Source organism: Intestinibacillus sp. NTUH-41-i26, from assembly GCF_032769475.1.
Classification (GTDB): Bacteria; Bacillota; Clostridia; order Oscillospirales; family Butyricicoccaceae; genus Agathobaculum; species Agathobaculum ammoniilyticum.
This window is the reverse complement of record NZ_CP136477.1, coordinates 144085-169359: the sequence shown is the minus strand read 5'-3', so window position 1 is coordinate 169359 and position 25275 is coordinate 144085. Positions and strand designations below refer to the sequence as shown.

The 25275-nt window shown below is 58.6% G+C and carries 24 protein-coding genes and 3 tRNA genes; 11 read left to right on the top strand and 16 right to left on the bottom strand.

What is annotated here, in order from left to right; all coding sequences use genetic code 11:
* Positions 1 to 64 precede the first annotated feature (64 nt).
* On the top strand, positions 65 to 2293 hold the full coding sequence (gene pflB / locus RX717_RS00785; protein WP_107631262.1) for a formate C-acetyltransferase: 2229 nt from the start codon (positions 65 to 67) through the stop codon (positions 2291 to 2293).
* Between the two features lie 123 nt (positions 2294 to 2416).
* The gene (gene pflA, locus RX717_RS00780; protein WP_107631263.1) at positions 2417 to 3115 is read left to right on the top strand and encodes a pyruvate formate-lyase-activating protein; all 699 of its coding nucleotides are present in this window, start codon (positions 2417 to 2419) and stop codon (positions 3113 to 3115) included.
* A 49-nt stretch (positions 3116 to 3164) separates the two neighbouring features.
* Here the strand turns inward: pflA and RX717_RS00775 are convergent, their stop codons facing one another.
* Entirely contained in the window at positions 3165 to 3722 is a 558-nt protein-coding gene (locus RX717_RS00775; RefSeq protein ID WP_054328163.1) for an inorganic diphosphatase, read from the bottom strand.
* Between the two features lie 212 nt (positions 3723 to 3934).
* Here RX717_RS00775 and ppk1 point away from each other — a divergent pair, with 212 nt between their 5' ends.
* Positions 3935 to 6070: a polyphosphate kinase 1 gene (gene ppk1, locus RX717_RS00770; RefSeq protein ID WP_159068123.1), complete on the top strand. Its 2136-nt coding sequence runs from the start codon at positions 3935 to 3937 to the stop codon at positions 6068 to 6070.
* Positions 6071 to 6157: 87 nt separating this feature from the next.
* On the opposite strand, the gene cysS is transcribed toward ppk1, so the two are convergent.
* The 3 genes from cysS to mfd all read right to left on the bottom strand — a co-directional run bounded on the left by cysS (position 6158) and on the right by mfd (position 11663).
* Positions 6158 to 7576, bottom strand: coding sequence for a cysteine--tRNA ligase (gene cysS, locus RX717_RS00765; RefSeq protein WP_107631265.1), 1419 nt, complete (start codon positions 7574 to 7576; stop codon positions 6158 to 6160).
* Entirely contained in the window at positions 7573 to 7905 is a 333-nt protein-coding gene (locus tag RX717_RS00760; protein WP_107631266.1) for a hypothetical protein, read from the bottom strand. Before RX717_RS00760 ends, cysS begins: the two co-directional genes overlap by 4 nt.
* A gap of 299 nt (positions 7906 to 8204) precedes the next feature.
* Entirely contained in the window at positions 8205 to 11663 is a 3459-nt protein-coding gene (mfd, locus tag RX717_RS00755) for a transcription-repair coupling factor (RefSeq protein WP_107631267.1), read from the bottom strand.
* Positions 11664 to 11765: 102 nt separating this feature from the next.
* On the opposite strand from mfd, the gene RX717_RS00750 reads away from it, so the two are divergent.
* Positions 11766 to 12356 carry a hypothetical protein gene (locus RX717_RS00750; protein WP_147574272.1) on the top strand — a complete coding sequence of 197 codons (591 nt, stop codon included), beginning with the start codon at positions 11766 to 11768 and terminating at the stop codon, positions 12354 to 12356.
* Positions 12357 to 12466: 110 nt separating this feature from the next.
* Here the strand turns inward: RX717_RS00750 and nifU are convergent, their stop codons facing one another.
* From nifU to RX717_RS00735, 3 genes are all read right to left on the bottom strand, one after another.
* Entirely contained in the window at positions 12467 to 12916 is a 450-nt protein-coding gene (gene nifU / locus RX717_RS00745; RefSeq protein ID WP_107631268.1) for a Fe-S cluster assembly scaffold protein NifU, read from the bottom strand.
* A gap of 60 nt (positions 12917 to 12976) precedes the next feature.
* The gene (locus RX717_RS00740) at positions 12977 to 14209 is read right to left on the bottom strand and encodes a cysteine desulfurase family protein (protein ID WP_054328160.1); all 1233 of its coding nucleotides are present in this window, start codon (positions 14207 to 14209) and stop codon (positions 12977 to 12979) included.
* Between the two features lie 183 nt (positions 14210 to 14392).
* A complete protein-coding gene (locus RX717_RS00735) occupies positions 14393 to 15289 on the bottom strand; it encodes a putative ABC transporter permease (RefSeq protein ID WP_054328159.1) in 897 nt (298 codons plus the stop codon).
* A 130-nt stretch (positions 15290 to 15419) separates the two neighbouring features.
* Here RX717_RS00735 and RX717_RS00730 point away from each other — a divergent pair, with 130 nt between their 5' ends.
* The 4 genes from RX717_RS00730 (at position 15420) to RX717_RS00715 (ending at position 17539) form a co-directional block, all read left to right on the top strand.
* Positions 15420 to 16595 (top strand): iron-containing alcohol dehydrogenase, encoded by a 1176-nt coding sequence (locus RX717_RS00730; RefSeq protein ID WP_054328158.1) that lies wholly within the window; start codon positions 15420 to 15422, stop codon positions 16593 to 16595.
* Positions 16596 to 17304: 709 nt separating this feature from the next.
* A tRNA-Asn gene (locus RX717_RS00725) sits at positions 17305 to 17380 on the top strand.
* A 3-nt stretch (positions 17381 to 17383) separates the two neighbouring features.
* Positions 17384 to 17459 (top strand) — tRNA-Trp (locus RX717_RS00720).
* A 4-nt stretch (positions 17460 to 17463) separates the two neighbouring features.
* A tRNA-Thr gene (locus RX717_RS00715) sits at positions 17464 to 17539 on the top strand.
* 22 nt (positions 17540 to 17561) lie between these two features.
* On the opposite strand, the gene RX717_RS00710 is transcribed toward RX717_RS00715, so the two are convergent.
* Positions 17562 to 17843 (bottom strand): hypothetical protein, encoded by a 282-nt coding sequence (locus tag RX717_RS00710; RefSeq protein ID WP_107631270.1) that lies wholly within the window; start codon positions 17841 to 17843, stop codon positions 17562 to 17564.
* A gap of 121 nt (positions 17844 to 17964) precedes the next feature.
* On the opposite strand from RX717_RS00710, the gene RX717_RS00705 reads away from it, so the two are divergent.
* Together RX717_RS00705 and RX717_RS00700 are read left to right on the top strand one after the other, a co-directional pair.
* Positions 17965 to 18168 (top strand): type II toxin -antitoxin system TacA 1-like antitoxin, encoded by a 204-nt coding sequence (locus RX717_RS00705; protein WP_054328155.1) that lies wholly within the window; start codon positions 17965 to 17967, stop codon positions 18166 to 18168.
* A gap of 37 nt (positions 18169 to 18205) precedes the next feature.
* Positions 18206 to 19114: a DMT family transporter gene (locus tag RX717_RS00700; RefSeq protein WP_054328154.1), complete on the top strand. Its 909-nt coding sequence runs from the start codon at positions 18206 to 18208 to the stop codon at positions 19112 to 19114.
* 93 nt (positions 19115 to 19207) lie between these two features.
* Here the strand turns inward: RX717_RS00700 and RX717_RS00695 are convergent, their stop codons facing one another.
* A complete protein-coding gene (locus RX717_RS00695) occupies positions 19208 to 19648 on the bottom strand; it encodes a DUF4368 domain-containing protein (RefSeq protein ID WP_242977871.1) in 441 nt (146 codons plus the stop codon).
* A 156-nt stretch (positions 19649 to 19804) separates the two neighbouring features.
* Between RX717_RS00695 and RX717_RS00690 the strand changes: the two genes are divergently transcribed.
* Positions 19805 to 20320, top strand: coding sequence for an IS110 family transposase (locus RX717_RS00690; RefSeq protein WP_107631271.1), 516 nt, complete (start codon positions 19805 to 19807; stop codon positions 20318 to 20320).
* 5 nt (positions 20321 to 20325) lie between these two features.
* Here RX717_RS00690 and RX717_RS00685 read toward each other — a convergent pair whose 3' ends face one another.
* From RX717_RS00685 to RX717_RS00655, 7 genes are all read right to left on the bottom strand, one after another.
* On the bottom strand, positions 20326 to 20736 hold the full coding sequence (locus RX717_RS00685; protein WP_054328151.1) for a TRASH domain-containing protein: 411 nt from the start codon (positions 20734 to 20736) through the stop codon (positions 20326 to 20328).
* 41 nt (positions 20737 to 20777) lie between these two features.
* The gene (locus RX717_RS00680; protein ID WP_054328150.1) at positions 20778 to 21422 is read right to left on the bottom strand and encodes an L-fuculose-phosphate aldolase; all 645 of its coding nucleotides are present in this window, start codon (positions 21420 to 21422) and stop codon (positions 20778 to 20780) included.
* A gap of 18 nt (positions 21423 to 21440) precedes the next feature.
* Positions 21441 to 22526, bottom strand: a complete 1086-nt coding sequence (locus tag RX717_RS00675; protein ID WP_107631272.1) for a 2-hydroxyacid dehydrogenase — start codon at positions 22524 to 22526, stop codon at positions 21441 to 21443.
* A 101-nt stretch (positions 22527 to 22627) separates the two neighbouring features.
* Entirely contained in the window at positions 22628 to 24040 is a 1413-nt protein-coding gene (locus RX717_RS00670) for a PTS galactitol transporter subunit IIC (RefSeq protein WP_107631273.1), read from the bottom strand.
* 88 nt (positions 24041 to 24128) lie between these two features.
* Positions 24129 to 24425, bottom strand: coding sequence for a hypothetical protein (locus RX717_RS00665; RefSeq protein ID WP_054328148.1), 297 nt, complete (start codon positions 24423 to 24425; stop codon positions 24129 to 24131).
* 45 nt (positions 24426 to 24470) lie between these two features.
* On the bottom strand, positions 24471 to 24929 hold the full coding sequence (locus RX717_RS00660; RefSeq protein ID WP_054328147.1) for a PTS sugar transporter subunit IIA: 459 nt from the start codon (positions 24927 to 24929) through the stop codon (positions 24471 to 24473).
* Positions 24930 to 24947: 18 nt separating this feature from the next.
* Positions 24948 to 25208 (bottom strand): HPr family phosphocarrier protein, encoded by a 261-nt coding sequence (locus tag RX717_RS00655; RefSeq protein WP_054328146.1) that lies wholly within the window; start codon positions 25206 to 25208, stop codon positions 24948 to 24950.
* Positions 25209 to 25275: the final 67 nt, after the last annotated feature.

Below are 25275 nucleotides of genomic sequence, written 5' to 3'. Positions count from 1 at the left end.
AGCGATGCTGCCCTTTTTTGCATGCAGAAAAGGGCAGCCGGACCAGGAAAAGGAGAAGCGATCAATGAACGCATGGCACAACTTCACCGGCGGCGATTGGCAGAAAGAGATCAACGTCCGCGACTTTATTCAGAAAAACTACACCCCCTATGACGGCGACGGCGCCTTCCTCGCACCCGCGACCGAACGCACCGTGCGGATGCGCGAAAAATTCGCGGCCCTGCTCGCGGCGGAACGCGAAAAGGGCGGCGTGCTGGATATCGATACCGAAACCGTTATCACGATTGACGCGTTCGGCCCGGGCTATCTGGATCGGGAAAACGAGGTCATCGTCGGCCTGCAGACCGACGAGCCGCTCAAGCGCGCCTGCAACCCGTTCGGCGGGATGCGCATGGTGCGCGACGCCTGCAAGGCCTATGGCTATGAGGTCTCCCCCAGGATTGAGGAAGAATTCAGGCATCACAAAACGCATAACGACGGCGTGTTCTCCGCCTATACGCGGGATGTGCGCGAGGCGCGGCACGTCGGCCTGCTGACCGGCCTGCCGGATGCGTACGGCCGCGGGCGCATCATCGGAGACTACCGCCGCGCCGCGCTGTACGGCGTGGACCGCCTGATCGTGGAAAAGCAGAAGGACAGGGACGCGCTGGGCGGGATCCCGACCACCGAACAGGAGATCCGCTGCGCAGAGGAGCTGTCCGACCAGATCAGGGCGCTCAAGGACATAGTCAAAATGGCCGCGTCCTACGGCTTTGATATCGCCCGTCCCGCCGAAAACGCGCGGGAGGCGGTTCAGTGGCTGTACTTCGCTTACTTGGCGGGCATCAAGGAGCAGAACGGCGCGGCGATGAGCCTGGGCCGCACCTCCACCTTTCTGGATATCTACTTCGAGCGCGACCTGCGCGCAGGCGTGCTGACCGAAGCCCAAGCGCAGGAGATCATGGACGATTTCGTACTGCACCTGCGCATGGCACGCCACCTGCGCACGCCGGAATACAACGAGCTGTTCGGCGGCGACCCGATGTGGATCACCGAGGCGGTCGGCGGCGTGGGTGAGGACGGCCGCCATATGGTCACCAAAAACAGCTACCGCATGCTGAACACGCTGTATAACCTCAACCCCGCGGCCGAGCCCAACCTGACCGTGCTGTGGAGCGAGCGGCTGCCCGAAAACTGGAAGCGGTTTACCGCCAAGGTGTCGATCGATACGGACGCGCTGCAGTACGAAAACGACGATGTGATGCGCCCCTTCTACGGCGACGACTACGCGATCGCCTGCTGTGTTTCCGCGATGCGCGTGGGCAAGGACATGCAGTTCTTCGGCGCGCGCGCCAATATCGCTAAGCTGATGCTGCTGGCGATCAATGGCGGTCGGGACGAAAATAAATTTGAGCAGGTCGGTCCGGAAATGCCGGTTTACGAGGGCGAATATCTGGATTATAATGAAGTTATGAGGCGGATGGATTTTTACCGCCCCTGGCTGGCCAAAACCTATGTTTCGGCCATGAACACCATCCACTATATGCACGACAAGTATGCCTATGAAAAAAGCCAGATGGCGCTGCACGACACCGAGGTGCGCCGCCTGATGGCGTTCGGCATCGCGGGCATGAGCTGCATGGCGGACTCCCTCTCGGCGATTCGCTATGCCAAGGTGCGCCCGATCCGCCATCCAGAGAACGGCGTCATCGTCGATTTTGAGATCGAGGGCGATTTTCCCCGCTTCGGCAACGACGACGATCGGGCCGACCAGATCGCGTGCGAGCAGGTGCGCAAATTCTACGAAGCCCTCTGCGCGTTCCCGCTGTATCGCGGCGCGGTGCATACGCTGTCCATTTTGACCATCACCTCCAACGTGATGTATGGCAAAAAAACCGGCAACACGCCGGACGGGCGCCGCAAGGGCGAGCCGCTGGCACCCGGCGCGAACCCGATGAGCGGGCGCGACGCCTCCGGCGCGCTGGCGTCGCTCAATTCGGTCGCCAAGCTCAGCTATGAATACTGCCGCGACGGAATCTCCAACACGTTTTCAATCACGCCGGACGCGCTCGGTAAGACCGAAGACACGCGCATCGGCAACCTGGTCTCCATCCTGTCCGGCTACTTTGCGCAGAAGGCCCACCATCTCAATGTGAACGTCCTCCATCGGGAAACACTGCTGGCGGCCTACGAGCATCCGGAGCAGTACCCCAACCTGACCATCCGCGTTTCCGGCTATGCGGTCAATTTCTACAAGCTCAGCCGCGAGCAGCAGCGCGAGGTCATTTCCCGCACCTTCCACGAGGCGGTATAACGGCCGCGAACGGGCAGCTCATTCCGCCTGGATTCAGAGAATTCCCGCAGCGGCTTTCGCCGGTACTCCCCGCTTTTGCCGCGGGGCCATCCGTTCCTATCCCACCAGAAAGGTTGTGCAACGATGACCGGACGCATCCACTCCATCCAGTCGCTCGGCGCGGTAGACGGGCCGGGTATACGGTATGTCGTATTCCTGCAGGGCTGCCCGCTGCGCTGCGTCTACTGCCACAATCCGGATACCTGGGCGGCAGAAGGCGGCGACACGGTTGAAGCAGACGCGCTGGTTCAAAAGGCGTTGCGCTGCCGCGCTTACTGGGGCGATTCCGGCGGCGTGACGGTATCGGGCGGCGAGCCGTTGCTGCAGGCACCGTTTGTGGAAGAAATTTTCGCAAAGCTTCAGGCGCAGGGCGTACATACCGCGCTCGACACCTCCGGCGTCGGCAATCTTGCCGGGGCTGAACGTGTGTTGCGCCATACCGATCTGGTGCTGTGCGACCTGAAATTCCTCACCCAGGCGGACTATTTCCAATACTGCCGCGCCGACCTCACGCAGGTGGAACGCTTTTTGCAGCTCACCGCCATGAAGGGCGTCCCGCTCTGGATCCGGCATGTGGTCGTCCCCGGCCTGACGGACAGCCTGGAGCATCTGCGGCTGGTCAAGGCAAAGGCGGAAAGCTACCCCAATCTGGAAAAGCTGGAGTTCCTGCCGTTCCACAAACTCTGCCTGGAAAAATACGACCGGCTGGGGCTGGAATTCCCCTTGCGCGACACCCCCGCCATGAACGACGCCTGGCTCAAGCTGCTGCTTGACAAGCTGTAATAATAAAAGAGAGGGAACGGGCGTTCCCTCTCTTTTTTACACCGCGCTGTCAGCGCTCCTCTTTTTCCGGCCGGCGGCCGCAGAAATGCACCTCGTACCGGTCCATGCAGGCTTGGATCACCTCTATCGCGGTCTCCCGATTGAGCGCGTCCGACGTGGCCGTATGCTTATGCTCCAGGCCTTTATACACCTCAAAAAAGTGCGATATCTCGCTGCCGTAGTGCGGGGGAAGCTGGTCGATATCGTGATAAAAATTCCAGGTCGGGTCCTCATACGGGATCGCAATGATCTTATCGTCGATCTCGTCGTCGTCAATCATGCGGATCACGCCGATCGGATAGCATTCCACCTCAACCAGCGGGTCGAGCGATTCCGTACACAGCACCAGTACGTCGAGCGGATCCCCGTCGTCTGCATAGGTGCGCGGGATAAAGCCGTAGTTGGCCGGATAATGCGTGGAGGTATACAGGATGCGGTCGAGCCGCAGCAGACCGGTCTCCTTATCCAACTCATACTTTTTCTTGCTGCCGGCCGGAATCTCGATCACAGCCGTAAAGCGCCCCGGCGATATGTAGCGCTGGTTAATGTCGTGCCAAATATTTCTCATGCCACGTCTTCCTTTCTCTTTTTTTCAGTGTATCAAATCCTCTCCCTTTCCGCAAGTCTTACGCTGCCGAAAAACGCGCATTATTTTACGCGGTTTTTACAAAATACGCATTGTATGGGCGCGGAAATACGGTATAATAATAGTAAGATATTATAATGCAAGCCGTGTGCGCATTCCGCCGCGGCCCTGTGTGGGGAAAAGAGGGGTACAGCATGACACAGGCGATTTGGGAACAGGGTTATACACAAAACCGCGAGCTGTCGTGGCTGCAGTTCAACGCACGCGTGCTGGCCGAGGCGGAGGATGAGAGCGTCCCCCTGCTCGAACGGCTGAAGTTTCTTTCCATATTCACCAGCAATCTGGACGAATTTTTTATGATCCGCGTCGGCAGCCTGGACGACATGGCGGCAGTCGATAAAAACCACATTGACAACAAATCCGGCATGACCGCCCGCGAGCAGCTGCGCCGCATTTACACGGCGGTGGAGCCGCTGTACGAGCGGCGGGACGCCGCGTTTTCCGACGTTGAACGCCGGCTGCGCGGCGAAAGCCTGTGCCGTCTGCACATCAGCGAGCTGGACGCGGCGGGACAGAAGTACATCAAGCACTATTTCAAAAATGTGATGGCGCCCGTGCTGTCGCCGCAGATCGTGGATTCGCACCACCCTTTCCCGCATCTGGAGGGCAAGGTGCTGCACATCGCCGCTCTGTTGGCCCATAAGAAAAACGAGCGCCTCGGCCTGCTGCCCGTACCCGCCTCGCTGCCCGCGCTGGTATTCCTGCCCGGCCAGCCCGGGCAGTACGTTCCGGTCGAGGATATCCTGCTCGAATACGCGGACCATGTGTTCGAGATGTACGACGTGCTGGAAAAAACCGTGTTCTGCGTCACCCGCAACGCGGACATCAATCCGGACGACGAAACGTTCGGCGCGGAGGAGGGGGACTTCCGCAAACGGATGGAAAAGCTCCTGCGCCAGCGCCGCCGTATGGCCGTGGTGCGCGTTGAACTCAACCGCCCGATCAGCGACCACTTCAAGGAATACTTCCGCACCCGCTTCGAGGTAACCGACGCGCAGATTTTTCTGTCGCGCCGGGCGCCGCTCAAAATGGCGTATGCGTTCAGCCTGGGCGAGCACCTGCCGGAAAAGCAGCGCGCTGCGCTTTCCGACCCGCCGTTCACGCCACAGCAGCCGGGCATGCTGCCCGCTGGGCAAAGCCTGCTCAAGGCGGCGCTCAAAAAGGACATCCTGCTTTCCTATCCTTATGAAACCATGGAGCCGTTCCTGCAGATGATCCGCGAGGCCGCAGGCGACCCGCACGTTGTCTCCATCCGCATCACGATCTACCGTCTCGCGCGCAAGGCCAAGCTGGTTGAATACCTGTGCGCGGCCGCAGAAAACGGCAAGGATGTGACCGTGCTGATCGAGCTGCGCGCCCGTTTCGACGAGCAGAACAACATCGACTGGTCCGAACGGCTGGAGGAGGCCGGCTGCAAGATTATCTACGGCTTTGAGGACTACAAGGTCCACTCCAAAATCTGCCTGATCACCCGCCAGGACCGCGCGGGCCTGCGCTATATCACCCAGGTCGGTACAGGCAATTACAACGAAAAAACCGCCGCGCAGTATACCGACGTGTCGCTCATCACCTCCAACGAGCATATCGGCATGGACGCGGGCGCGTTTTTCAACAACATGGCGCTTGGCAATCTGGAGGGGAAATACGAGCGTCTGCTCGTCGCGCCCAATAGCTTCAAGGACCATATCCTCGCGCTGATGGACGAGCAGATCGCCAAGGGCGGCGAGGGCTACATCCTGCTCAAGTTCAACTCCCTGACCGACATCGATGTGATCGAGAAGCTGCGGCAGGCGTCCTGCGCAGGCGTTCGGGTCGAAATGATCGTGCGGGGCATCTGCTGCCTGCTGCCCGGCGTCAAGGGCCATACGGAAAACGTTTCGGTCACCAGCATCGTCGGCCGTTTTCTCGAGCATTCCCGCATCTTTGTATTCGGCCGCGGCGCGGATGAAAAAATGTATATCTCCTCGGCCGATCTGATGACGCGCAATACCGAGCGCCGCGTCGAGATCGCCTGCCCGATCGACAGTCAGGAGGTCCGCGCGCGCCTGCATGATATCTTATACGCCATGCAGCATGACACCGTTAAGGCTCGCGTCCTGCAGCCGGACGGAACGTACTGCAAAAAGCCGGCCGTTCCCGATCCGGTGTGCGCGCAGGCGCTGCTCATGCAGCAGGCAATTTCCGAAGCGCACCAGCAGTCGGCCAATCCCGCGCCGCCGGCGCCCGGTTGGAAAAAATTCCTCCATCATTTGTTCGGCGGCGAGGACTGACCCCGCGCCCGCTCCCCCAAAGCAGCAAAAAAGCGGTTCCTACCGGAACCGCTTTTTTCATTTTTCCCATTTTTCAGCCGTCCGCTCTCACGCGCGGCTCCACTGGGTACCCTGGCGGGTATCCTTGATGGTCACGCCCATAGCGGCCAGCTCGTCGCGGATGCGGTCTGCCTCGGCAAAGTTCTTTTCCTTCTTCGCCGCCGCGCGCTGGGCGATCAGCGTCTCGATCCTGTCCGCGTCCGGATCGGCGGCCGCGTCCTCGCGCTTCTGCACCAGGTTGAGCACGCCGGTCAGCTCCATAAACAGGCTGTGCGCCGCGGTCAGAAACGCCTTTGTCGCGTCCTGGTGCGCGCCCATCCAGGCGTTGATCTCGCGCGTCAGCTCGAACACAGCGGAGAGCGCGTCCGCGGTGTTCAGGTCGTCGTCCATCGCGTCAATGAATTTCTGCTTGTACGCCGCGAGGGTTTCCAGCTTGGCGGACTCCTCCGCGGTCATTGCGTCGCCCTCGGCCTTGCTGATGCGGAACTCCATATTATTGCGGGCTTCGTACAGGCGGGCGAGGGATGCCTTGTTCATCTCGAGCGACTCGGCCGAGTAGTTGAGCGGGGTGCGGTAGTGCGCGGACAGCATGAACATGCGGATAGTCTCATAGCCGAACTCCTTTGCCGCGTCGCGCACCATGAAGAAATTGCCCTTGGATTTGGACATCTTCTCGTTGTCGATGGTCAAAAAGCCGTTGTGCAGCCAGTAATGCGCAAACGCGCAGCCGTTGGCGCACTCGGACTGGGCGATCTCATTCTCGTGGTGCGGGAAGATGAGGTCAAGGCCGCCGGAGTGGATGTCGATGGTCGGGCCGAGGTATTTGTTGACCATAGCCGAGCACTCGATATGCCAGCCGGGACGTCCCTTGCTGCCCCACGGCGTGTCCCACGCCGGCTCGCCGGGCTTGGCGGCCTTCCAGACCGCGAAGTCCATCGGGTCCTCCTTCTGCTCGCCCACTGAGATGCGCGCGCCCGCCTGCAGCTCCTCCATCGGCTGATGGCACAGCTTACCGTAGTCCGGATCGGATTTGGTGCGGAAGTACACATCGCCGTTCGGGGCAAGGTAGGCGTGGCCGGTATCGAGCAGCTTCTGCACAATGCCGATAATTGCGTCCATGGTTTCGGTCGCGCGGGGATGCACGGTCGCCTTGCCGATGCCGAGGCCCTCCGCGTCCGTGTAGTATTCCTTGATATAGCGGTCGGCAATCACGTCATAGGTCACGCCTTCCTCGTTGGCCTTGTTAATCACCTTGTCGTCGATATCGGTGAAATTCTGCACGAACTGCACCTTATAGCCGCGGTATTCAAAGTAGCGGCGCAGCAGGTCGAACACGATGAACGGGCGCGCGTTGCCGACGTGGAAATAGTTGTACACGGTCGGGCCGCAGGAATACATTTTGACCTCGCCCGGGGTGATCGGGACAAACTCCTCTTTCTGACGGGTCAGGGTGTTGAACAGTTTCATGGCTTTATCTCCTTTTCGGATTTGTTTACAATGGCTGGTTGATCTGTTTGGCGCAGTTCAGATACTCGGATAATCTGGTTTTTACGGACGGCAACAAAAACGCGCCGTCTCGGCGTGAACAGAGGCAGATGCCTGCTTTTGCAGGTGTACCAGCCTGCGGGCCGACGTATCAGCGGGCGCAGGCGTACCGTACGGCGCTTTCTGCCAGAAAAGCGGGGCTTTTCCCTTATTTCCAGTACCTCCGCGGCAAAATAATCCTCCGCCTTACTGGTGTCCGGCCAAAAGCCAAGCAGCACCTCGCCCACCGCTGTCAAAAGATCATCCCACATGTGGTCTCCTTCTATCAACAAAGCCGCCCCTTTTATCCAAAGAGGCGGCTTTACGTCGCGGTTCCACTCCTGTTTTTCACTCGAAAGCGCGGTAACGGGCGCATTCCCGCGGGGCGCTTGACCCCGATGCTCGGCGGGCGCACTTCTCCGCGCGGCGCGCAAGACCCTTGCAGCCGGAGGGGCCTCTCTCTTGGGCGCGCCGGAAAACGGTTACTCTTCCCGCGTCGTCGCATACGTTGCGATCTGAATTTGATTTCAGTATACCATATACTGCCCGAAAGTCAAGCCGCCCATGCGCTTTATGCGGTAGCTGCGTATTTCGCCACCAGTGTCTGCGCCATGGCAAGCGACTCCTCCCCGCGGTTCAGCCGCAGCGACAGGTACGGCGACGAGCCTGCGTTCAGCAGCAGACGGCCCCTGAAGTCGCTGTCCCCGCACAGTACGGACAGGCGCGCAAAGTCGGTTTCCGCAAAGGTGAGCAGCAGACGGCCGTCCTGCTGTTTGATCTCGGCAATACCCTGCCCGCTCGCCTGGCTGCGCAGCAGCGCGATATCAAGCAGCGCCACCGCCTCCGCGGGCGGCTCGCCGAAGCGGTCGATCAGTTCGTCGAGCATGTCGCTCTTCTGCTCCTCCGTGCGGATAAGCGCGATGCGGCGGTACAGGTCCACGCGCTGGCCCGCGTCCGGCACATAGGCGGCGGGCAGGTTCGCGGAGAGCAGCAGCTCGGCCGCACAGTCCACGCGCGGCTTGGGCATTTCGCCCTTTTCCTCCTGCACGGCCTCCTCGAGCAGCTTGAGATACAGGTCGTAGCCCACGCTCATCATATGACCGGACTGCTCGGGGCCGAGCACGTTGCCCGCGCCGCGGATCTCCAGATCGCGCATGGCGATCTTAAATCCCGAACCGAACGCCGCGTACTCGCGGATGGCGGACAGGCGCTTCTGCGCGATCTCGGAAAGCGCCTTGCCGCGCCGGTAACACAGGTAGGCATAGGCGTGGCGCGACGAGCGGCCCACGCGCCCGCGTATCTGGTGCAGTTGGGCCAGCCCCAGGTTATCCGCGTTCTCGATAATCAGCGTATTTGCGTTTGGAATGTCGATACCGGTTTCGATGATAGTCGTGCAGACTAGGATATCGGTTTCGCCATCCGCCATGGCATTCATGGCAGCGGCGATCTCCTTCTGCGTCATTTTTCCATGCACCACGCCGATGCGCGCTTCCGGCAGGCGCTGCTGGAGCAGGTTCGCGCACCGCGCGATGGATTCCACATGGTTGTGCAGGTAGTATACCTGCCCGCCGCGCGCCAGCTCACGCCGGATCGCGTCGAGCAGCACACCGTCGTTCTGCTCCAAAACATAGGTCTGTACCGGATGGCGGTCGAGCGGCGGCTCCTCTATGGACGACATATCCCGAATGCCGGACAGAGCCATATTGAGCGTGCGCGGGATAGGCGTGGCCGACAGCGTCAGCACGTCCACGGTTTTGGAAAGCTCCTTGAGCGCCTCCTTATGGGAAACGCCGAAGCGCTGCTCCTCGTCCACGACGAGCAGCCCCAGGTCCTTGAATTTGATCCTCTTGTTGAACAGCTTGTGCGTGCCGATCACCACGTCCACCGAGCCGGCCTCCAGTTTTTGCAGCAGACGCGTCTGCTCCGAGCCAGTCTTGTAGCGGGTGAGCAGCTCGATCGTCAGCGGATGCCCCTGGAAGCGCTGCAGCGCGGTCAGGTAATGCTGGCGCGCCAGCACGGTTGTCGGCACAAGGATGGCGGCCTGCTTGCCCGCCAGCACGCACTTCATCACCGCGCGCAGCGCGACCTCGGTCTTGCCGAAGCCCACGTCGCCGCACAGCAGGCGGTCCATCGGCCGATCGGACTGCATATCCTCCTTGATTTCCGCGATACAGCGGAGCTGATCCTCGGTTTCCTCATAGGGAAACGCGTCCTCAAATTCCCGCTGCCATTCGTCGTCCGGCGGGAAAGCGAAGCCGCGGACCTTGGCGCGCTCGGCATAGAGCCGGATCAGCCCCTCGGCCAGCTTCTTGGCCGCGGCCTTGGCGCGCGCCTTGGCCTTGGACCAGTCCGCGCCGCCCAGCTTGTTCAGGCGCACGCGCTCGTTCTCCCCGCCGCCGATGTATTTGGAGATCAGATCGAGCGAGGTCGCCGGCACATACAGGAAATCCGTTCCGGCAAACGCAATCTTGATAAAATCACGCTCCGCGCCGTCCACAGTCATGCGCTCCATGCCGACGAACCGGCCGATGCCGTGGTGCTCATGCACCACCAGGTCGCCCGGCATCAGGTCGGTAAACGACTTGACCCTGTCGCGGTTGGATTTTTTGACCGGCGCCTTTTTGCGGCGCGCAAGCACCTGCCCCTCGGTCATCACGACCAGCCCGAGGTCTGGGTACTCAAAGCCCGCGGACAGCGTCCCCTCCAGAACGCTGACGTGTCCCCCCTTGGGCAGCAGGTCGCTGACCGCCGCGCGGATGCCCGCGCCCGTCAGCGCGTCGCACATGTTGCGGCAGCGCAACCCGCTGCCACAGACCACCGCCACCGCGCGTCCCTGCTGGATATAGGCGCGGATATCCGCCGCCGCCATGTCCAGATTGCCGCCGTAGGCGTTCATCTGGTTGGCTACAAAGTTTTCCAGATGCTGCGGCACCAGTTCGGGAACGTTGTTCAGGAAGCTGTCCAACCGCAGCACCGTACGCGGCACGCGGCACAGGCTGGCAAAATCGAGCGCATATCCGTCCAGCCCGGGCGGCAGCTCGCCGCGCTCGAGCAGGGCGGTCACATCGTCCGCGATGCGGGCGTGGAAATCGCGCGCCGCGTCCCGCAGGCGCGGCGTGTCCTCAATGAGCACAAGCGCGTTTTCCGGCAGGTAATCGAACGCGGACGCGGGCTCCGGATAGACGAGCGGCAGGTACTTGTCCGCTGCGGGCAGTCCTCCGGTCTCGCGCAGGCGCTCCGCGTCGCGTTCCAGGTTGGCCGCCAGGTCGGGATGCTTTTTGCGGCGGGTGGAGAGCAGACCCAACACAGCCTTTGCCAGCCCCGCCGCGCCGCCCTTGGCCAGCGCGGGCAGTGTCTCCATGCACGGCAGACAGCGCAGAGCCTCCGCCGTGTCCAGCCGCCGTTGGCTACCCACGTCAAAGGTTGCGATTGAATCGACCTCGTCGTCCCAGAATTCCACGCGGTATGGGTGCTCCGCCTGCGGCGGGAATACATCCAGAATGCCGCCGCGCACTGAAAACTGCCCCGCGCCTTCGACCTGCGTACACCGCTCATAGCCCGCGCGGGTCAGCTCCTGCGCCAGACCGTCCAGCGGGGCCTCCTGCCCCGTGCGGATGGTCACCGACGCACTCCCGAGCGCGTCGGGCGGCAGCGTCCGCAGCGCCGCGGCCTGCACCGAGGCGACCGCAAACCGCGCCTCCGGCAGACCGTCCAGCGCCGCCAGCCGCTTCTGCTCATAGCCGCGCGACACGCCCGCCACATCAGCCATGACAAGGTCGCGCGCCGGCAGGACGGTCACCGGCTTTTCCGAAAACGCATGCAGGTCGGAGGCAAAGCGGTTGGCCGCGTTGTCGTCATCGGTCAGTACGAACACCGGCCGGCCGGTCTCCGCTCCCAATGCCGCCGCCAGATGCGCTTTGTGGATCGCCGACAGGCCGACTGCAAGCAGCGGTGTTTTTCCGGCAAGCAGGGCTTCTTTTAACTTTTTGTATTCTTTTAGATATGTTATACTTTTTGTAATTTCCGTCATCGTGTGCCACCCTTGCGGAACGATTTTTGTTTCTATCTGAGTCCCCGTATGCTATACTGAAAGTACCGCAATAAAAAGAAAGAGAATGGGAAAATGTATTTCATGAAGCATTTGCATCGCATCGCAGCGGGCCTCGCCGCCCTGCTGGCCGTTTCCCTGTCCGCCTGCGGCAGCCAGCCGGCAGATAATGCCGGCGCGGATACGGCGGACCACGCCGCCGCTCTGATGCCCTATGACGCGCCGAGCGGACGGTTCACACTGTCCGTACCCGAAATCGAGGGAGGCTGGACCGTAACCGACGGCGGTAACGACGAGCATCTGGTGCTGGACAACAGCGACCAGAGCTTCACCGTGATGGTGCAGGCCCTACCGCTTGACCAGTCGCTCGCGTTCTTTTCCAACCTGGACGAACTGGCCACATACCACCAGCAAACCACGCTCAGCACCTTCGGCGACGCGGCCGAGGCCGAGGTCGCGATCGGCGGCGGGCCGGACGCGCCCGAGATCGAAAACGTCAAATCCGCATCCTACACCGTCGAACTGAGCGGCGTGACCGCCAGGGCGCAGGTCAGCTATTTCCAAACCGACGGCGCCTACTACATCCTGACCATCACAGGGCTTGCGGACGTATACGACGCCAATATCGGCAAAATGCAGAGCGCCCTGTCTTCCTTCCATGAAAACGCGCTTTAACGCTTCCATCCCCTCAAGGCAGGCCTGCAGCCTGCCTTTTTTCTATATATCAAGCATGCCAAAAGGGCAGATTTTGCAATCTGCCCTCATTATATGCGTTTACGCGCGGCTTAATGCGTGTGGTGGTCGTGCTCGTGGTGGCACGCTTCGCAATCCAGGCTGCAGCCGAGGATCTCGGCCGGATCCTTGCCCATGCGCTTGTAATAATCCGCGATGGCCGAGCGAAGCGCCTCCTCCGCCAGCACCGAACAGTGCATCTTGACCGGCGGCAGGCCGTCCAGCGCCTCCGCGACCGCCTTGTTGGTCAGCTTGAGCGCCTCTTCGAGCGTCTTGCCCTTGACCATTTCGGTCGCCATCGAGCTGGTTGCGATCGCCGCGCCGCAGCCGAAGGTTTTGAACTTGACATCCTCGATCACGCCGTCGTCCGACACCTTGAGGTAAATCTTCATGATATCGCCGCACTTGGCGTTGCCGACCTCGCCAACACCGTTCGCATCTGCGATCTCGCCTACGTTGCGCGGGTTGGTGAAGTGGTCGAGTACCTTTTCACTGTACTGCATAATTACGACTCCCTTTATATCTCAAATCTATCAAAATGCTTGGTTTTCATCTTTTGGGGCTTATCCGTGCAGGTTGGAGGCCGCGGTCAGGTTGGGTCTGCCGTCTTCCCACACCGGACTCATGGCGCGCAGCGTGCCTACGACCTGGGTGACAGTCTCGATGATATAATCGACGTCCTCCTCGGTATTCTGCTCGCCCAGCGTCAGGCGCAGGGAACCATGCGCGATCTCATGCGGCAGGCCGATGGCCATAAGCACATGGGAGGGATCGAGCGAGCCGGTCGAGCAGGCCGAGCCGGTCGAGCCGCACACACCCGCAAGATCCAGGCGCAGGATCAGTCCCTCGCCCTCGATGGCCTCGAACACGAACGAAGCTGTGCCAGGCAGCCGGTTCACCGGATCGCCCGTGTAGTGCGTATAGGGAATTTTCATCACGCCCTCGACCAGACGGTCGGTGAGCTTTTTGACATAGCCCATTTTTTCATCCAGGCCCTCGACCGCTTCTTTCATGGCCGCCGCAAGGCCGATGCAGCCCGCGGTGTTCTCCGTGCCGGAAACCAGGCCGCGCTCCTGCCCGCCGCCGTATACCAGCGGCTCCAGCGCCACGCCCTTTTTGACATACAGCACGCCCACGCCGCGCGGGCCGCGGAACTTGTGCGCGGAAAGCGAGAGCATATCGATACCCATTTCCTGCACGTCGATGTGCATGTGGCCGACCGCCTGCACCGCGTCCGTATGGAACTTCGCGCCCGCTGCGTGCGCCAGCTCGGCAATCTCCCGAATGGGCTGGATGGTGCCGATCTCATTGTTCGCCGCCATGATGGTGACGAGCGCGGTATCCTCGCTCAGCTCGCGCTTGAGCTGCTCCAGATCGACGCGCCCCTGCTTGTCCACATCCAGATATGTGACGCGAAAGCCCTCCTTTTCCAGCGCCTCGCAGGTATACAGCACCGCGTGATGCTCGATCTTGGAGGTGACGATATGTTTGCGGCCCTTGGCGCCCGGCCCGTGCATAAAACCGCGGATAGCGAGGTTGTCTGCCTGCGAGCCCCCTGCGGTGAAAATAATCTCGCCCGGCGCATAGTCATTCGCTTCATTGACCGGCATGGCCGCGTTCAGGCACTTGCCGACCGTGGCGCGCGCCTCGTTAAGCGCTTCCTTTGCCGCGCGCCCGATGCGGTACAGCGAGGAAGGGTTGCCGTAATACTCGGTCAGCCACGGCTTCATCGCCTCGAACGCGGTTTCGGACAGCGGCGTGGTCGCCGCATTATCCGCATAGACAAATTTTTTCATCTTATATCAGCCTTTCTCTGCAAAAGGTTCGTTTTGCTGCATGCCCCCATTTGCCAGTAAATCGGTAGGTTCAGGGGGTACTATTAATATACACCTGAAACGCGCATTTTAGCAAGCAAAAAACTGACGAAACCAGACGCACAGCGACAGCGCTTTTGCATCATTTCGTGCATTTTGTGCAGTTTATCCCTTTTTATCCGAATCCAAATGCCGCTTCAGTCGCTGCAGCACGTCGTCGTACTGGGCCGACCGCGCGCTCGGATTGCCGCGCAGCATTCTCTTACGCGTGCGCTTCAGGCTTTCCGCGCGCTCGTTGAAACGCTGCTGGATCGCATCCAGCCGGTCCAATATCTGCTCCTTGGTATCCGACCATTGCTCGCGCGCGTCGTCCATTCTTTCGTTGAGCTGTGCGCGCGCATCGTCCATTTTCTCCGACCACTCGCCGCGCGCCTCGTCCACCCGATAGGATAGATTCGTCAGGCGCACCATCGCGGTCTGCGACAGCTCATGCCGCAGTGCCGCGCCCTGCTCGCGCAGTTCGTCGAGCTCCTCAAGCAGTCTGGCAAGATCGAGCGCCGTGCGGACGGATACCGCCACGTCGCCCGCGAACGCAATGGTCAGCAGCGCCACCAGCACCGCCAGCAGCACGGACGGGAGGCCCACCGCCAACACCTCGACCGGCGGATGGATAACCCGCGCCAGAAGCACCCCAAAAAATCCCCAGCACAAGGACGATTGCAGGCAGATCCGTCCCTGAAACTGGAATCGATGGGAAGAATAGTCCCAGTATTTTACCTTGAACAGTTTTTCCATGACTACGCCGACAATATACTCAAATATTGTTGCTACCAGCATGCTGACAGCAAAAAGCGCCGCCGGATGGTTATACAGCGGCAGCGAAACGTGCAGCAGAAGCGTAGCCCCAAAGCCATAAATCGGCAGCATCGGCCCACGGAGAAAGCCGCGGTTGACAAAGCGCCTTTGCTGCACGGAAACGACCGTGGACTCAAAGCACCAGCCCAAAAAGCAGTAAATATAAAATATCAGCATCCATTGCAGGAACGAATAATCGTAAACCATATTCAGCCTTTCTCCATCCGCCGCAGCCCTCATCCCATATGGTAATTATTCTATCTAACTTTTTGACTTTTGGCAAGCGCACAGGTATAATATAACTATCTTATAATAAGAAGGGCGGGCGAACCCCACTATGCTGAATTTCACCATCCATACCACAACCGAAGTCGTTTTCGGACGCGATATCGAAAAGGATATCGGCCCCAAGCTCAAGGAGATTGGCGCGCACCGCGTGCTCGTGCATTTCGGCGGGTCGAGCGCCCGCTCCTCCGGCCTGCTCGATCGGGTGGAGCACAGCCTTTTTGAAGCGGGCCTGTCGTTTGTCGAGTTGGGCGGCGTGGAGCCAAATCCTAAAATTTCGATGGTGCGCCGCGGTATTGAGCTGTGCCAGCGCGAGGGCATCGACTTCATCCTGGCGGTCGGCGGCGGCTCGGTCCTCGATTCCGCCAAGGGCATTGGCATGGGCGTCGCCACAGGCCGCGACCCCTGGGAGTTCGCTGCGACCGGCACCGCGCCCGATCAAACGCTTCCGGTCGGCTCGGTGCTGACGCTTTCGGCTTCCGGCTCGGAAACCAGCAACTCCTGCGTGCTTACCAACGAGGAGCTCAAGGAAAAGCGCGGCATCACCAGCCAGACCAACCGCCCCCGCATCAGTTTCCTCAATCCGGAAAACACGTTCACTGTATCCAAATTCCAGACCGGCTGCGGCATTGTGGACATCATGATGCACACGCTGGAGCGTTACCTGACCGCTGGCGGCGAAACCGACATCACCGACCGCATCGCCGAGGGGCTGCTCATCGCAACGCGCGACGCGGGCCGGCGCGCCATCGCCGACCCGAACGACTATGAGGCGCGCGCCACGCTCATGTGGGCGGGCAGCATATCGCACAATAACCTGACCGAATGCGGCCGCCTGCGCCTGTTCCCTGTCCACAAGCTCGAGCACGAGCTTTCCGCTTTCCGTGATGAAATCGCGCACGGCGCGGGCCTGTCCGTGCTGTTCCCCGCGTGGGCGCTGTATGTGATGGAGCATGACGTGCCGCGTTTCGCGCAGCTCGCGCACCGTGTCCTCGGGGTGGAAATGGATTTCTCCCATCCGGAACGCACCGCGCGCGACGGAATCCTGACCCTCAAGCGGTTTTTTGAGGAGATCGGCATGCCTGTGCATATGGCGCAGCTCGGCATCAAGCCGGAAAACTACGAAACGCTTGCCGACAACGCGATCAGGACTGCCGGCGGGCCGGTCAAAAGCTATGTGCCGCTGGATAAGCCGGCAATCCTGGAGATTTTCCGGCTGGCGGAATAACCTGTTTGGAAAGACCCCTCGGCAGCGGGGACAGTGCGCCGCCCTGCGCGGGGTAAAGGGGAGGACAACCCGCATGGGTTGTCCTCCCCTTTTGAATTCCCTGCTTTCCTTTTTTCACGGCTGCAAGGCTTTGGCGCTTCCACAGGGCCGGTTTACGGCATTTGCTCCCGCGCGCTCCGCGCGCAAGGTAGGTCGTGCGTTCCACCTGCCGCCCATTTGCTGTATCACGGTAAGCGCAACGGCTTCCACCCCAAGGGGGTGGTGGGTGGGGTGGGCGGCGGCTTCTCCCTCCCGCGCACTGTTACGCGCGCATAGACCGTTTCGGACAGGCGGCATCCGTTTTCCCGCTGTCCCGCTCTAACCTCCGCGCGAACAGAGCTCCCGCAACAGCCTCCGTATTTTTTTCGGAGCGGTCCTGGTCAGAAATAGGAACGGCGCAGCCGTTCCGGCCTCCGGCCTGCGCATCAGGGAAAAGGGGTGATTGGCAAGAGGGGAGAAACCGACGGTTTCTCCCCTCTTGTCCGCCCGCGCCGCGCAGGCGCAGCTTCCCCGCTTTCGCCAAAGCGGAAACCCACGCCCTCCCCCTCCGCTCCCCGATCGCTATTTATAAATTTCCTGTTTTTCTTATCTTTACCTATTGACAAACTGAAATAATGCGCGCTATAATATTTAGGCTAACTGTAATAGATGTACCAGCATCTTTGGACATTCCTCAATAGCTCAGTTGGTAGAGCATGCGGCTGTTAACCGCAGGGTCGTTGGTTCGAGTCCAACTTGAGGAGCCATACAGGGGTATAGCTCAGCTGGTAGAGCATCGGTCTCCAAAACCGAGTGCCGTGGGTTCGATCCCTACTGCCCCTGCCATTTTGCTGCTGTAGCTCAGTAGGTAGAGTGCATCCTTGGTAAGGATGAGGTCACCGGTTCAAATCCGGTCAGCAGCTCCAGTAGAGAAGCCCGTCGTTCGCGCTATGCGCCGGATGCCGGGCTTTTTTCGTACACCGTGCGCGGCGGCAGCCGAAAACACGCCAGCTCTTCCCGCAGACCTGCCGACCAGACGAACCCCATCTCAAAGGCCTGCTGCTCCAACAGGTCGGCATAGTCCATGCACGCATCCCACAGCCGTTCGCCGCTTTCCCCTGCCTCCGTCATGCTGTGCAGGCGGTCAAAACGGCTCAGGAGCGCCTCCTTGCGGGGCTTTTCGCCCTGCTCGCTCCACAGATAGAAAATCTCTGCAAAGATACTTTTCATTTTCTCACCTCTTTTCCTCTGTATAGATAATACACTGAAATCAGTGTATTATCAATTATTAAATTTCACAAAAATAACACAAAATTTTGTACTGATTTCAGTACAACCATGAGGGATTACTATGCCAATCAGTGAAGCACGCCGCAGGGCAAACGAAAAGTACAACGCCAAAGCCTACGACCAGATCCAGTTCCGCGTCAAAAAAGGGCAGAAGCAGGTCATTCAGGCGCATGCGGAACGCCAGGGCGAAAGCATGGCCGCCTTTATTGCCCGCGCTATCCAGGAAACCATGGAGCGCGACCTGCAAAACAAGGGGAACCCATGACCCTTGTCCTACACCAAATCTCCTGGGAGGAAATCCTGTGAAGCTCCGCAATTCTCTTCTGTTATTCCTTACTGCTACCATCTGGGGCTTTGCGTTCGTTGCGCAACGCGTCGGTATGGATTATGTTGGCCCACTTACATTCCTGTTCGCGCGCAGCCTGATCGGCGGTATCGTGCTGTTGCCAGTGGTCGCCGTGCTGCACCGCTCGGGGCCGGGGCACGCGGGCGAAACGCCTGCCGACCGGTGCAGGGCGCGCAAAACACTGCTGCTCGGCGGTATCTGCTGCGGCACTGTACTTTGTGTGTCTGACCTTGCGCAGCAAGTTGGGTTACTCTATACGACCGTTGGTAAATCCGGCTTCCTTACAGCATGCTATATTCTGATCGTCCCGTTGATTAATCTGCTGTTCTTCCATCGAAGATGCAGGCGGTTAGTTTGGGGCGGGATAGCGCTTGCTATTGTGGGAATGTACTTCCTGTGCATGACCGATGGCTTGACCATCAATTTTGGGGATGCAATCAGCCTTGTCAGCGCGCTCTTGTTTTCCGTTCATATTCTGGTAATCGACTATTTCTCCCCGCGCACGGATGGGGTCAAAATGTCATGTGTCCAGTTTTTTGTATGCGCGGCGATCGCTGCCGTTGGCATGCTGCTGTTTGAACAGCCCAGCCTGGGCGCGCTCCTTGCTGCGTGGAAGCCCGTACTGTACGCGGGCGCGCTGTCCTCCGGCGTGGGCTATACGCTGCAGATCGTCGGACAGAAAGGGATGAACCCTACTGTCGCTTCGCTTATCATGAGCCTGGAATCCGTGATTTCGGTCATTGCCGGCTGGCTGATTCTGGGCCAGTCGCTATCCGGCCGCGAGATATTCGGCTGTGTGCTAATGTTCGCCGCCATCGTGCTGGCACAGCTCCCCAACGCGCCAAAGGAAAACGCCGTCAATTAGATGCTCCCTCATAAGGGTATCTACAATTGCATGGAATCCCTCTGCGGATATCGGTTCACGATGCCCGCAGGGGTGTTTCTATTTCTGTGCCTTTTATAGGTTTTCAGCTTGATCTCGAATAGCAGGGTTGCCAACCATGCCAATATCGGTGTAGTGAATTACTTCGGTTTGGCGTGCATGTATAGAATACTTTACGTCTTTTTCATGCACCACGATTTTCTGGATGAACAGACGCAGCAGCTCCGGCGTCAATTTCTGAATGTTGGTGTAACGCTTGTCCTTGGTGATGATGATTCCGATTTTATCATTTTCCATGTCCGGCATCACGCGCTGGAAATCCGTGCGGTTGAAGTTGGCATCGGAATATCCGTCATCTACATAGAATTGCGGGTTTGGGAACAAACCAAGGATGGGGGGAGTTTTAAGACCAAGAACAGTTCGGCCAGAAATTGAAATTTGATCTATACGGAAGTTTTTTCCGAAGCTACAATGAAGGGAGAATCGGTCTGACGACGCGATGCTTGCGCTATTCATGCTCATGGCCGCAAACTGTCAACCGTCGCTTTCGTTGCAGCGTTCGATTTTGCAGATCGAGGTAGCGGCGTGGCCGCATGCTCGAATAACAACGCAAGCTGAATAGGAAACAAATTAGGATTGGTATTGATTTCATGTATTGCTGGAGGGAGCTATATGATGAATCAAACGATCACTACTGTTGGCATTGATGTGTCTAAGGGAAAACGTGCGGTCGCTGTCCGCAGGGCTGATAGGAAAATTGTCCTCCCTCCGGTTCAGATCGACCATACTGCCGATGGAGTCTCTCGACTAGTGGAACAGTTACGAGAAATCGGCGGCGATATGCGAATCGTCATGGAGCATACCAGAATGTATTGGCGACCTATAGCGCACATGCTTAGAGCAGCTGGGTACTTTGTCAGTGTTGTCAACGCGATCCGCATCCATAACTTCAGTGACAATTCCCTCCAAAAGATGAAAACCGATAAAACTGACACCCTTAAGATCGCAAATTATGGTCTTGCATTTTGGACAGATCTACGCAATTTCTCTGATGAAGATGAAACCATACAAATGTTGAAAATGCAATGCCTCCTGTATGAACGAACACAGAAAACCAGTGTTGAACTGCAGAACGGACTGATCTCACTGCTAGATCAGACGTTTCCTCCCCAGCGCTCCGTTGCATAGCGTGATTAAGCCCCCCAGACTGTCAGCACAAGCAGCACCACTGCCGAAACGCTCAGCAACAGGCCGATCAGTCGGGTGATCATCGTCACCCGACTGATGCTCATGCTGTGGAATGTTTCAAACGAACTGATCGGATAGGGGAAAGCCAGAAACGCCAGGCCGGCGACCAACTGGCCGATATACGCGCCGACCATGTGCAGCGGCCCGTCACCGCCAAAGAATGCGCTGATCATAAAGCCCAAACCGCCTGCGAATACCAGCAGGTACAGCGCGGTTTTGAACCGTCGGTCGAGCTGTACATAGCGCTCAGTACGCGCACGGCATTCTTCACAGCATACGCCGAACGACCTGGTATGCACTTTGGCCATCAGTTTGTTTTCCGGCAGGGCTTTACCGCAGTAAACACATTTTTCCATGTGATTTTCCTCCTGAACATGCGCGGCAAAGCCGCACGGCTTTACTTTTTCCGATAGTTCTGGAACGAGTTGAGCACAACGCCTATCTGCTCGTCAGTCAGCAGGTTGGGCTGCTGTCCCGCCGCACGCACGCGGTAATACAGCTCCGCGCAGAATTCAATCTGCTCGGCCACATCCAATGTGTAGCCGATGTTGCTGCCGCAGCACAGCAGGCCGTGGTTGCCGAGGATGCAGGCGTAATTGTCGCCCATGGTTTCACAGGCGCACTGCGCCAGCTCATAGGTGCCGAACTGAACATAGGGCGTACACGGCACTTCGCGGCCGGAATAGGCAACTAGGTAGTGCAACGGTGGGATGGACCACCCCATGCAGGACAGCGCGGTGGCAAAGGTCGAATGGGTATGCACCACAGCATGGATGCCCGGGCGCTTCTGATAGAAAATGCGGTGCATGTCCACTTCACTCGAGGGCTTGCGGTCGCCGTCTACCTTTTCGCCTTCCGGCGTCAGCACAACCACGTCCTCCGGCGCGGTTTTGAAATAATCCATACCGCTCGGGCTGATGGCAAACAGATTCTCCTTTTCATTATACACGCTCAGGTTGCCGAAAGTACCCACAGTCAATCCTCGCTCGATCATTTGTTTGCCGTATTCTACAACCAGTTCTCTTTCTTCCTTCAGCAGCATAGCATATTCTTCCTTTCATTAGTCCAGAGTGATCGAAGCGGCATTGACCACACGATCGTTGACGCCGCTTTGCAAAAAGCGGTCCGCTTCACGCATCAGCAGAAACGGCGCGCGCGGGATCGCGTCCACCGTCGTTCCCGCGATGTGCGGGGTCAGCAGCACATTGTCCATTTGTAGCAGCGGGGAGTCCGCGTCGAGCGGTTCGCTGTCGTATACGTCCAGTGCCGCACCTGCCATGTAGCCCTGCTGCAGCGCCTCAACCAGCGCAGGCTGATCGACTAGGCCGCCGCGCGCGGTGTTAATGAAGTACGCTGTCTTTTTCATGCGGGAGAAATACTGCATGCCAATCATATGCTCGTTTTCAGGTGTCAGGCGCAGATGCAGCGAAACAATATCGCCCTGCTCGAACAGCGCTTCGAGCGAATCAACCAGCTTGACCGCGCCCAGCCCCACCTGCGTGAGCTTTTCCGGGTTGGTATAAGCATCATAGGCGATGACCGGTACGCCGAGCGCGAGCAGACGGCGCGCTAGCGCCGCGCCCACGTTGCCGATACCGGCCAGCGCGACCGTGTGGCCGGACAGGGTCATAAGGAAATCCGAGTTATAGTAGTTTTTGCACCATTCCCCGCCGCGCATTTTCAGGTGGGATAGTGCGATGTCGCGCGTCAGGCACAGAATCATGCCCAGCGCGAAGTCTGCCACCGGTTCGGCGTTGCGGATGACATTGAGCACCGGGATATTGCGCGCGCTGGCGGCTGCCAAATCGATGTGCTCCAGACCGCCGCGGCAGGTCAGGATCAGCTTAAGGCTTTTGGCCTTTTCCAACAGCGCGGCTGGCACCGGGTTGAAATGCACCAGAAGGACGTCTGCATCCGCGATTGCTTCGTCCAGTCCATCGGCGTAAGGGACGGCCTCTGGGCCGCCGCGCTCAAGCCTGAGTTGCCGGGCGGTGAATTCCTGCTTGTCGGTCGACCCCCAACGCAGCTTCCGGATTTCGCCGCAGCAAAGCGCGCTCGCGCGGACGGCCTGCTCCATGGTTTCGGGCGAAACGAACGCGTCGCCCACAACAACGACCTTTTGCGGCCGCAAGGTGAAATCTTTCATTTGGTCTCCTTTTCCTAAATACGATAGCCGCCGCTGCAAAATGCAGCAGCGGCCGATTAGTTGATTATTGCGTTGCAAACCTTATACCAAAAGCAATGGACTTAATAAGCCGAATACTCTGCGGCAGAGCGCTCCAGATACTCGACAAAACGGGCTTTATTCTTGCGGAACAGGAAGTACATCACGAAGTATACAATTACAACCGCGCCGATGATGATCGGGTTCTTGCTCAGGAAGCAATAGAACAGGCCGGCAATCAGCGGATGGCAAAGGATACCGAAGCTGGTGATGTACACGCCTGCCTGCGGCAGCTGGAAGCCGGCTTCTACAGCTACCTGAGTGAAAGTCGGCGCCAGCTGAGAGGCGATGATCAGGCCCAGCGAGAACCAGATCGCACCGCTGACCACACTCTTGGCAATGTTGCCGTTGGATACGCAGATGAAAATTTCAACCATGTACGGCAGCGCGCACAGGTCGGCCATCGGCAGAATGATGTTGCCCGGCAGCACGAACGAGAGCAACAGCATGATTGGGATCAAGATGATGCCGGTAACCAACGTGTTCGGTTCGCCGTAACCGCAGGCGTCGTTAACGGACAGGTACCACTCGCGGCCCTTGCCGGCCTCGACAGCCTTGGCCTTATAGGCGTCGGACATCGTGGTGAATGCGTTAGCAAAGATACCTGCAACCTTGGGGAATACCGCCATGATCGCCGCAGTCGAAACCGCAGCCGAGCTGACCGTGCCCCAAGCTGCCAGCGCGCCTTCGCCGAACAGCATGTTGTAGTTACCGATCACGCCAATGATGGCGCCGACAATCAGGCCGATGAACATCGGCTCGCCCAGCAGGCCGAGCTTTTTCTGCAGGGTTTCAGCGTTAAGCTTGATCTTGTTGAAGCCGATCTTACCCAGCAGCCAGTTCATGATAACCGCAAACGGCAGGCTTTCCAGATGGTGCGGCGCCGTCATACAGCAGTTGTCATATTCATAATAGGTGGACCAGCGCTTGGCACAGGCTTCAGAGAACAGCAGGATATAGAGCAGCTGCATAATCATGCAGGCCATCGCAAGCATCATGTTCTCCGTCAGGGCATAAATCAGCGAGCCCCAAACCATGAACGAATAGTTGTTCCAAAGGTCGGATGCCATGAAAACGTCCGTCCACTTCGCCAAGAAAAGGACGATCTGCAGTACGATGGCTACACCGATAAACAGAACGCCGACTTTGGTGGAATACGCGATGACCGAAACCGATTGCCAGCCGGTATCCAGGCCGGGCAGGTTAACGCCGGCGTTGGTGACCATTTGATTGACAACCGGCGCGATAATCGCCGAATAGCTGTTAACTACAAAGTTGAAGCCGGTCAGACCGACTGCACACAGCAGCGCGGACTGAAAGGCTTTTTTTGCAGGCGCGCCCATGCACATACCAATGATGAACAGGATGATGGGCACGAACACCGTTGCGCCAAAGGTTGAGAACACATTGCTCAACGTCTGCAGAAATTCTGTCATTTACTTTTCCCCCTTTTTTGTCTGAACGGGACAATCGGAATTGCGGCGGCATAAGGTCTGTATCGGTTTGCTGGATGCAGGCCGGAAATCAGCCCTTGGCTTCCAGAATAGCCAGGCAGTCTTCGACCACCTTGTCTTCTGCCATGCCGGTCAGCATGCCGACAGCCTTCACCTTCGGGATGCCGAAGTCCTGACGGACCGGGCTGACGCAGGCGATCAGGTCAAACTGCTTGCCCGAGATTTCAGAAGCAATGCTGTTGGGGCTGGCTTCGGTCATGGAAGCGTCCCAGCCTTTTTCAGCCAGCTTTTCCTTGAGCTTGCCGGCTACCATTGCCGAGCTAACCGTGCCGGAACCGCACACGCAGAGAATCGTACAGCTTTTCATGATTACATTCCTCCTGTTGTAAACGGAAAATGAGATGGATGGGTTTTAACCGATATATTTCTGCGCGGCTGCAAACAGCTCGTCGTCTGTTTTTGCCGCGCGGAATTCCGCGACTACTTCCGGCTGCTGGAAGACGCCGAGCACTTTCTGCAGCAGCTCAACCTGCTCATCGGGGTCCTGAATGGCCATCATAAACAGCATTTCCGCCTCAACGAGCGTATCAGGATCGCCCATATGGGCGAAGGTGACCGGATGCGCCAGTTGCGCGATGCAGACACCGGGGCGATATACGTGCTGCGGGTCGGTATGCGGCATGGCCACGCCTATTTCCGCCAGCTGCAAGCCGGTGGGATAGGTTACCTCGCGCGCTAACACCGCATCGATATAGGTATCCTTGACAAAGCCTGCGTCAAAAAAGCGCTGACCGACCTGCCGGATCGCGTCCTCGGCATTCTTGGCCTCCACATTGCGCAGGATCAATTCACGAAAGGTTGCCTGTTCCATAGTGTTTGCCTCCCTTGATCATTCGTTCAGTCCGTCGAGAAAAGCGACGATCTTGTTGCCGACTTCCTGTTCGTTTTCGCCCTTTACTTCAATGGTGATGGGCGTGCCTTTTTTCAGTCCAGCGCTCAAAATACCGATAATATTTTTGGGGTTGATCGACCCTTTCTCGGTAATAAGGCGGATTTCTTCCGGAAATCCCTTGCAGAGCGCGGTAAGCTGCGCCGCGGGACGGGCGTGCAGGCCAGTCTGGTTCTTGATTGTAAATTCTTGGCTAAACATGATGCTTTTCCCTCCGATTACTGTCGAATTATATCCGTTTTGCTTGATTATTGTATTTTACTCTGTC

Coding starts and splice junctions, on each gene's coding strand:
- pflB (WP_107631262.1), top strand. CDS start 65: ATGAACGCATGGCACAACTTCACCGGCGGCGATTGGCAGAAAGAGATC.
- pflA (WP_107631263.1), top strand. CDS start 2,417: ATGACCGGACGCATCCACTCCATCCAGTCGCTCGGCGCGGTAGACGGG.
- RX717_RS00775 (WP_054328163.1), bottom strand. CDS start 3,722: ATGAGAAATATTTGGCACGACATTAACCAGCGCTACATATCGCCGGGG.
- ppk1 (WP_159068123.1), top strand. CDS start 3,935: ATGACACAGGCGATTTGGGAACAGGGTTATACACAAAACCGCGAGCTG.
- cysS (WP_107631265.1), bottom strand. CDS start 7,576: ATGAAACTGTTCAACACCCTGACCCGTCAGAAAGAGGAGTTTGTCCCG.
- RX717_RS00760 (WP_107631266.1), bottom strand. CDS start 7,905: ATGTGGGATGATCTTTTGACAGCGGTGGGCGAGGTGCTGCTTGGCTTT.
- mfd (WP_107631267.1), bottom strand. CDS start 11,663: ATGACGGAAATTACAAAAAGTATAACATATCTAAAAGAATACAAAAAG.
- RX717_RS00750 (WP_147574272.1), top strand. CDS start 11,766: ATGAAGCATTTGCATCGCATCGCAGCGGGCCTCGCCGCCCTGCTGGCC.
- nifU (WP_107631268.1), bottom strand. CDS start 12,916: ATGCAGTACAGTGAAAAGGTACTCGACCACTTCACCAACCCGCGCAAC.
- RX717_RS00740 (WP_054328160.1), bottom strand. CDS start 14,209: ATGAAAAAATTTGTCTATGCGGATAATGCGGCGACCACGCCGCTGTCC.
- RX717_RS00735 (WP_054328159.1), bottom strand. CDS start 15,289: ATGGTTTACGATTATTCGTTCCTGCAATGGATGCTGATATTTTATATT.
- RX717_RS00730 (WP_054328158.1), top strand. CDS start 15,420: ATGCTGAATTTCACCATCCATACCACAACCGAAGTCGTTTTCGGACGC.
- RX717_RS00710 (WP_107631270.1), bottom strand. CDS start 17,843: ATGAAAAGTATCTTTGCAGAGATTTTCTATCTGTGGAGCGAGCAGGGC.
- RX717_RS00705 (WP_054328155.1), top strand. CDS start 17,965: ATGCCAATCAGTGAAGCACGCCGCAGGGCAAACGAAAAGTACAACGCC.
- RX717_RS00695 (WP_242977871.1), bottom strand. CDS start 19,648: ATGAATAGCGCAAGCATCGCGTCGTCAGACCGATTCTCCCTTCATTGT.
- RX717_RS00690 (WP_107631271.1), top strand. CDS start 19,805: ATGATGAATCAAACGATCACTACTGTTGGCATTGATGTGTCTAAGGGA.
- RX717_RS00685 (WP_054328151.1), bottom strand. CDS start 20,736: ATGGAAAAATGTGTTTACTGCGGTAAAGCCCTGCCGGAAAACAAACTG.
- RX717_RS00680 (WP_054328150.1), bottom strand. CDS start 21,422: ATGCTGCTGAAGGAAGAAAGAGAACTGGTTGTAGAATACGGCAAACAA.
- RX717_RS00675 (WP_107631272.1), bottom strand. CDS start 22,526: ATGAAAGATTTCACCTTGCGGCCGCAAAAGGTCGTTGTTGTGGGCGAC.
- RX717_RS00670 (WP_107631273.1), bottom strand. CDS start 24,040: ATGACAGAATTTCTGCAGACGTTGAGCAATGTGTTCTCAACCTTTGGC.
- RX717_RS00665 (WP_054328148.1), bottom strand. CDS start 24,425: ATGAAAAGCTGTACGATTCTCTGCGTGTGCGGTTCCGGCACGGTTAGC.
- RX717_RS00660 (WP_054328147.1), bottom strand. CDS start 24,929: ATGGAACAGGCAACCTTTCGTGAATTGATCCTGCGCAATGTGGAGGCC.
- RX717_RS00655 (WP_054328146.1), bottom strand. CDS start 25,208: ATGTTTAGCCAAGAATTTACAATCAAGAACCAGACTGGCCTGCACGCC.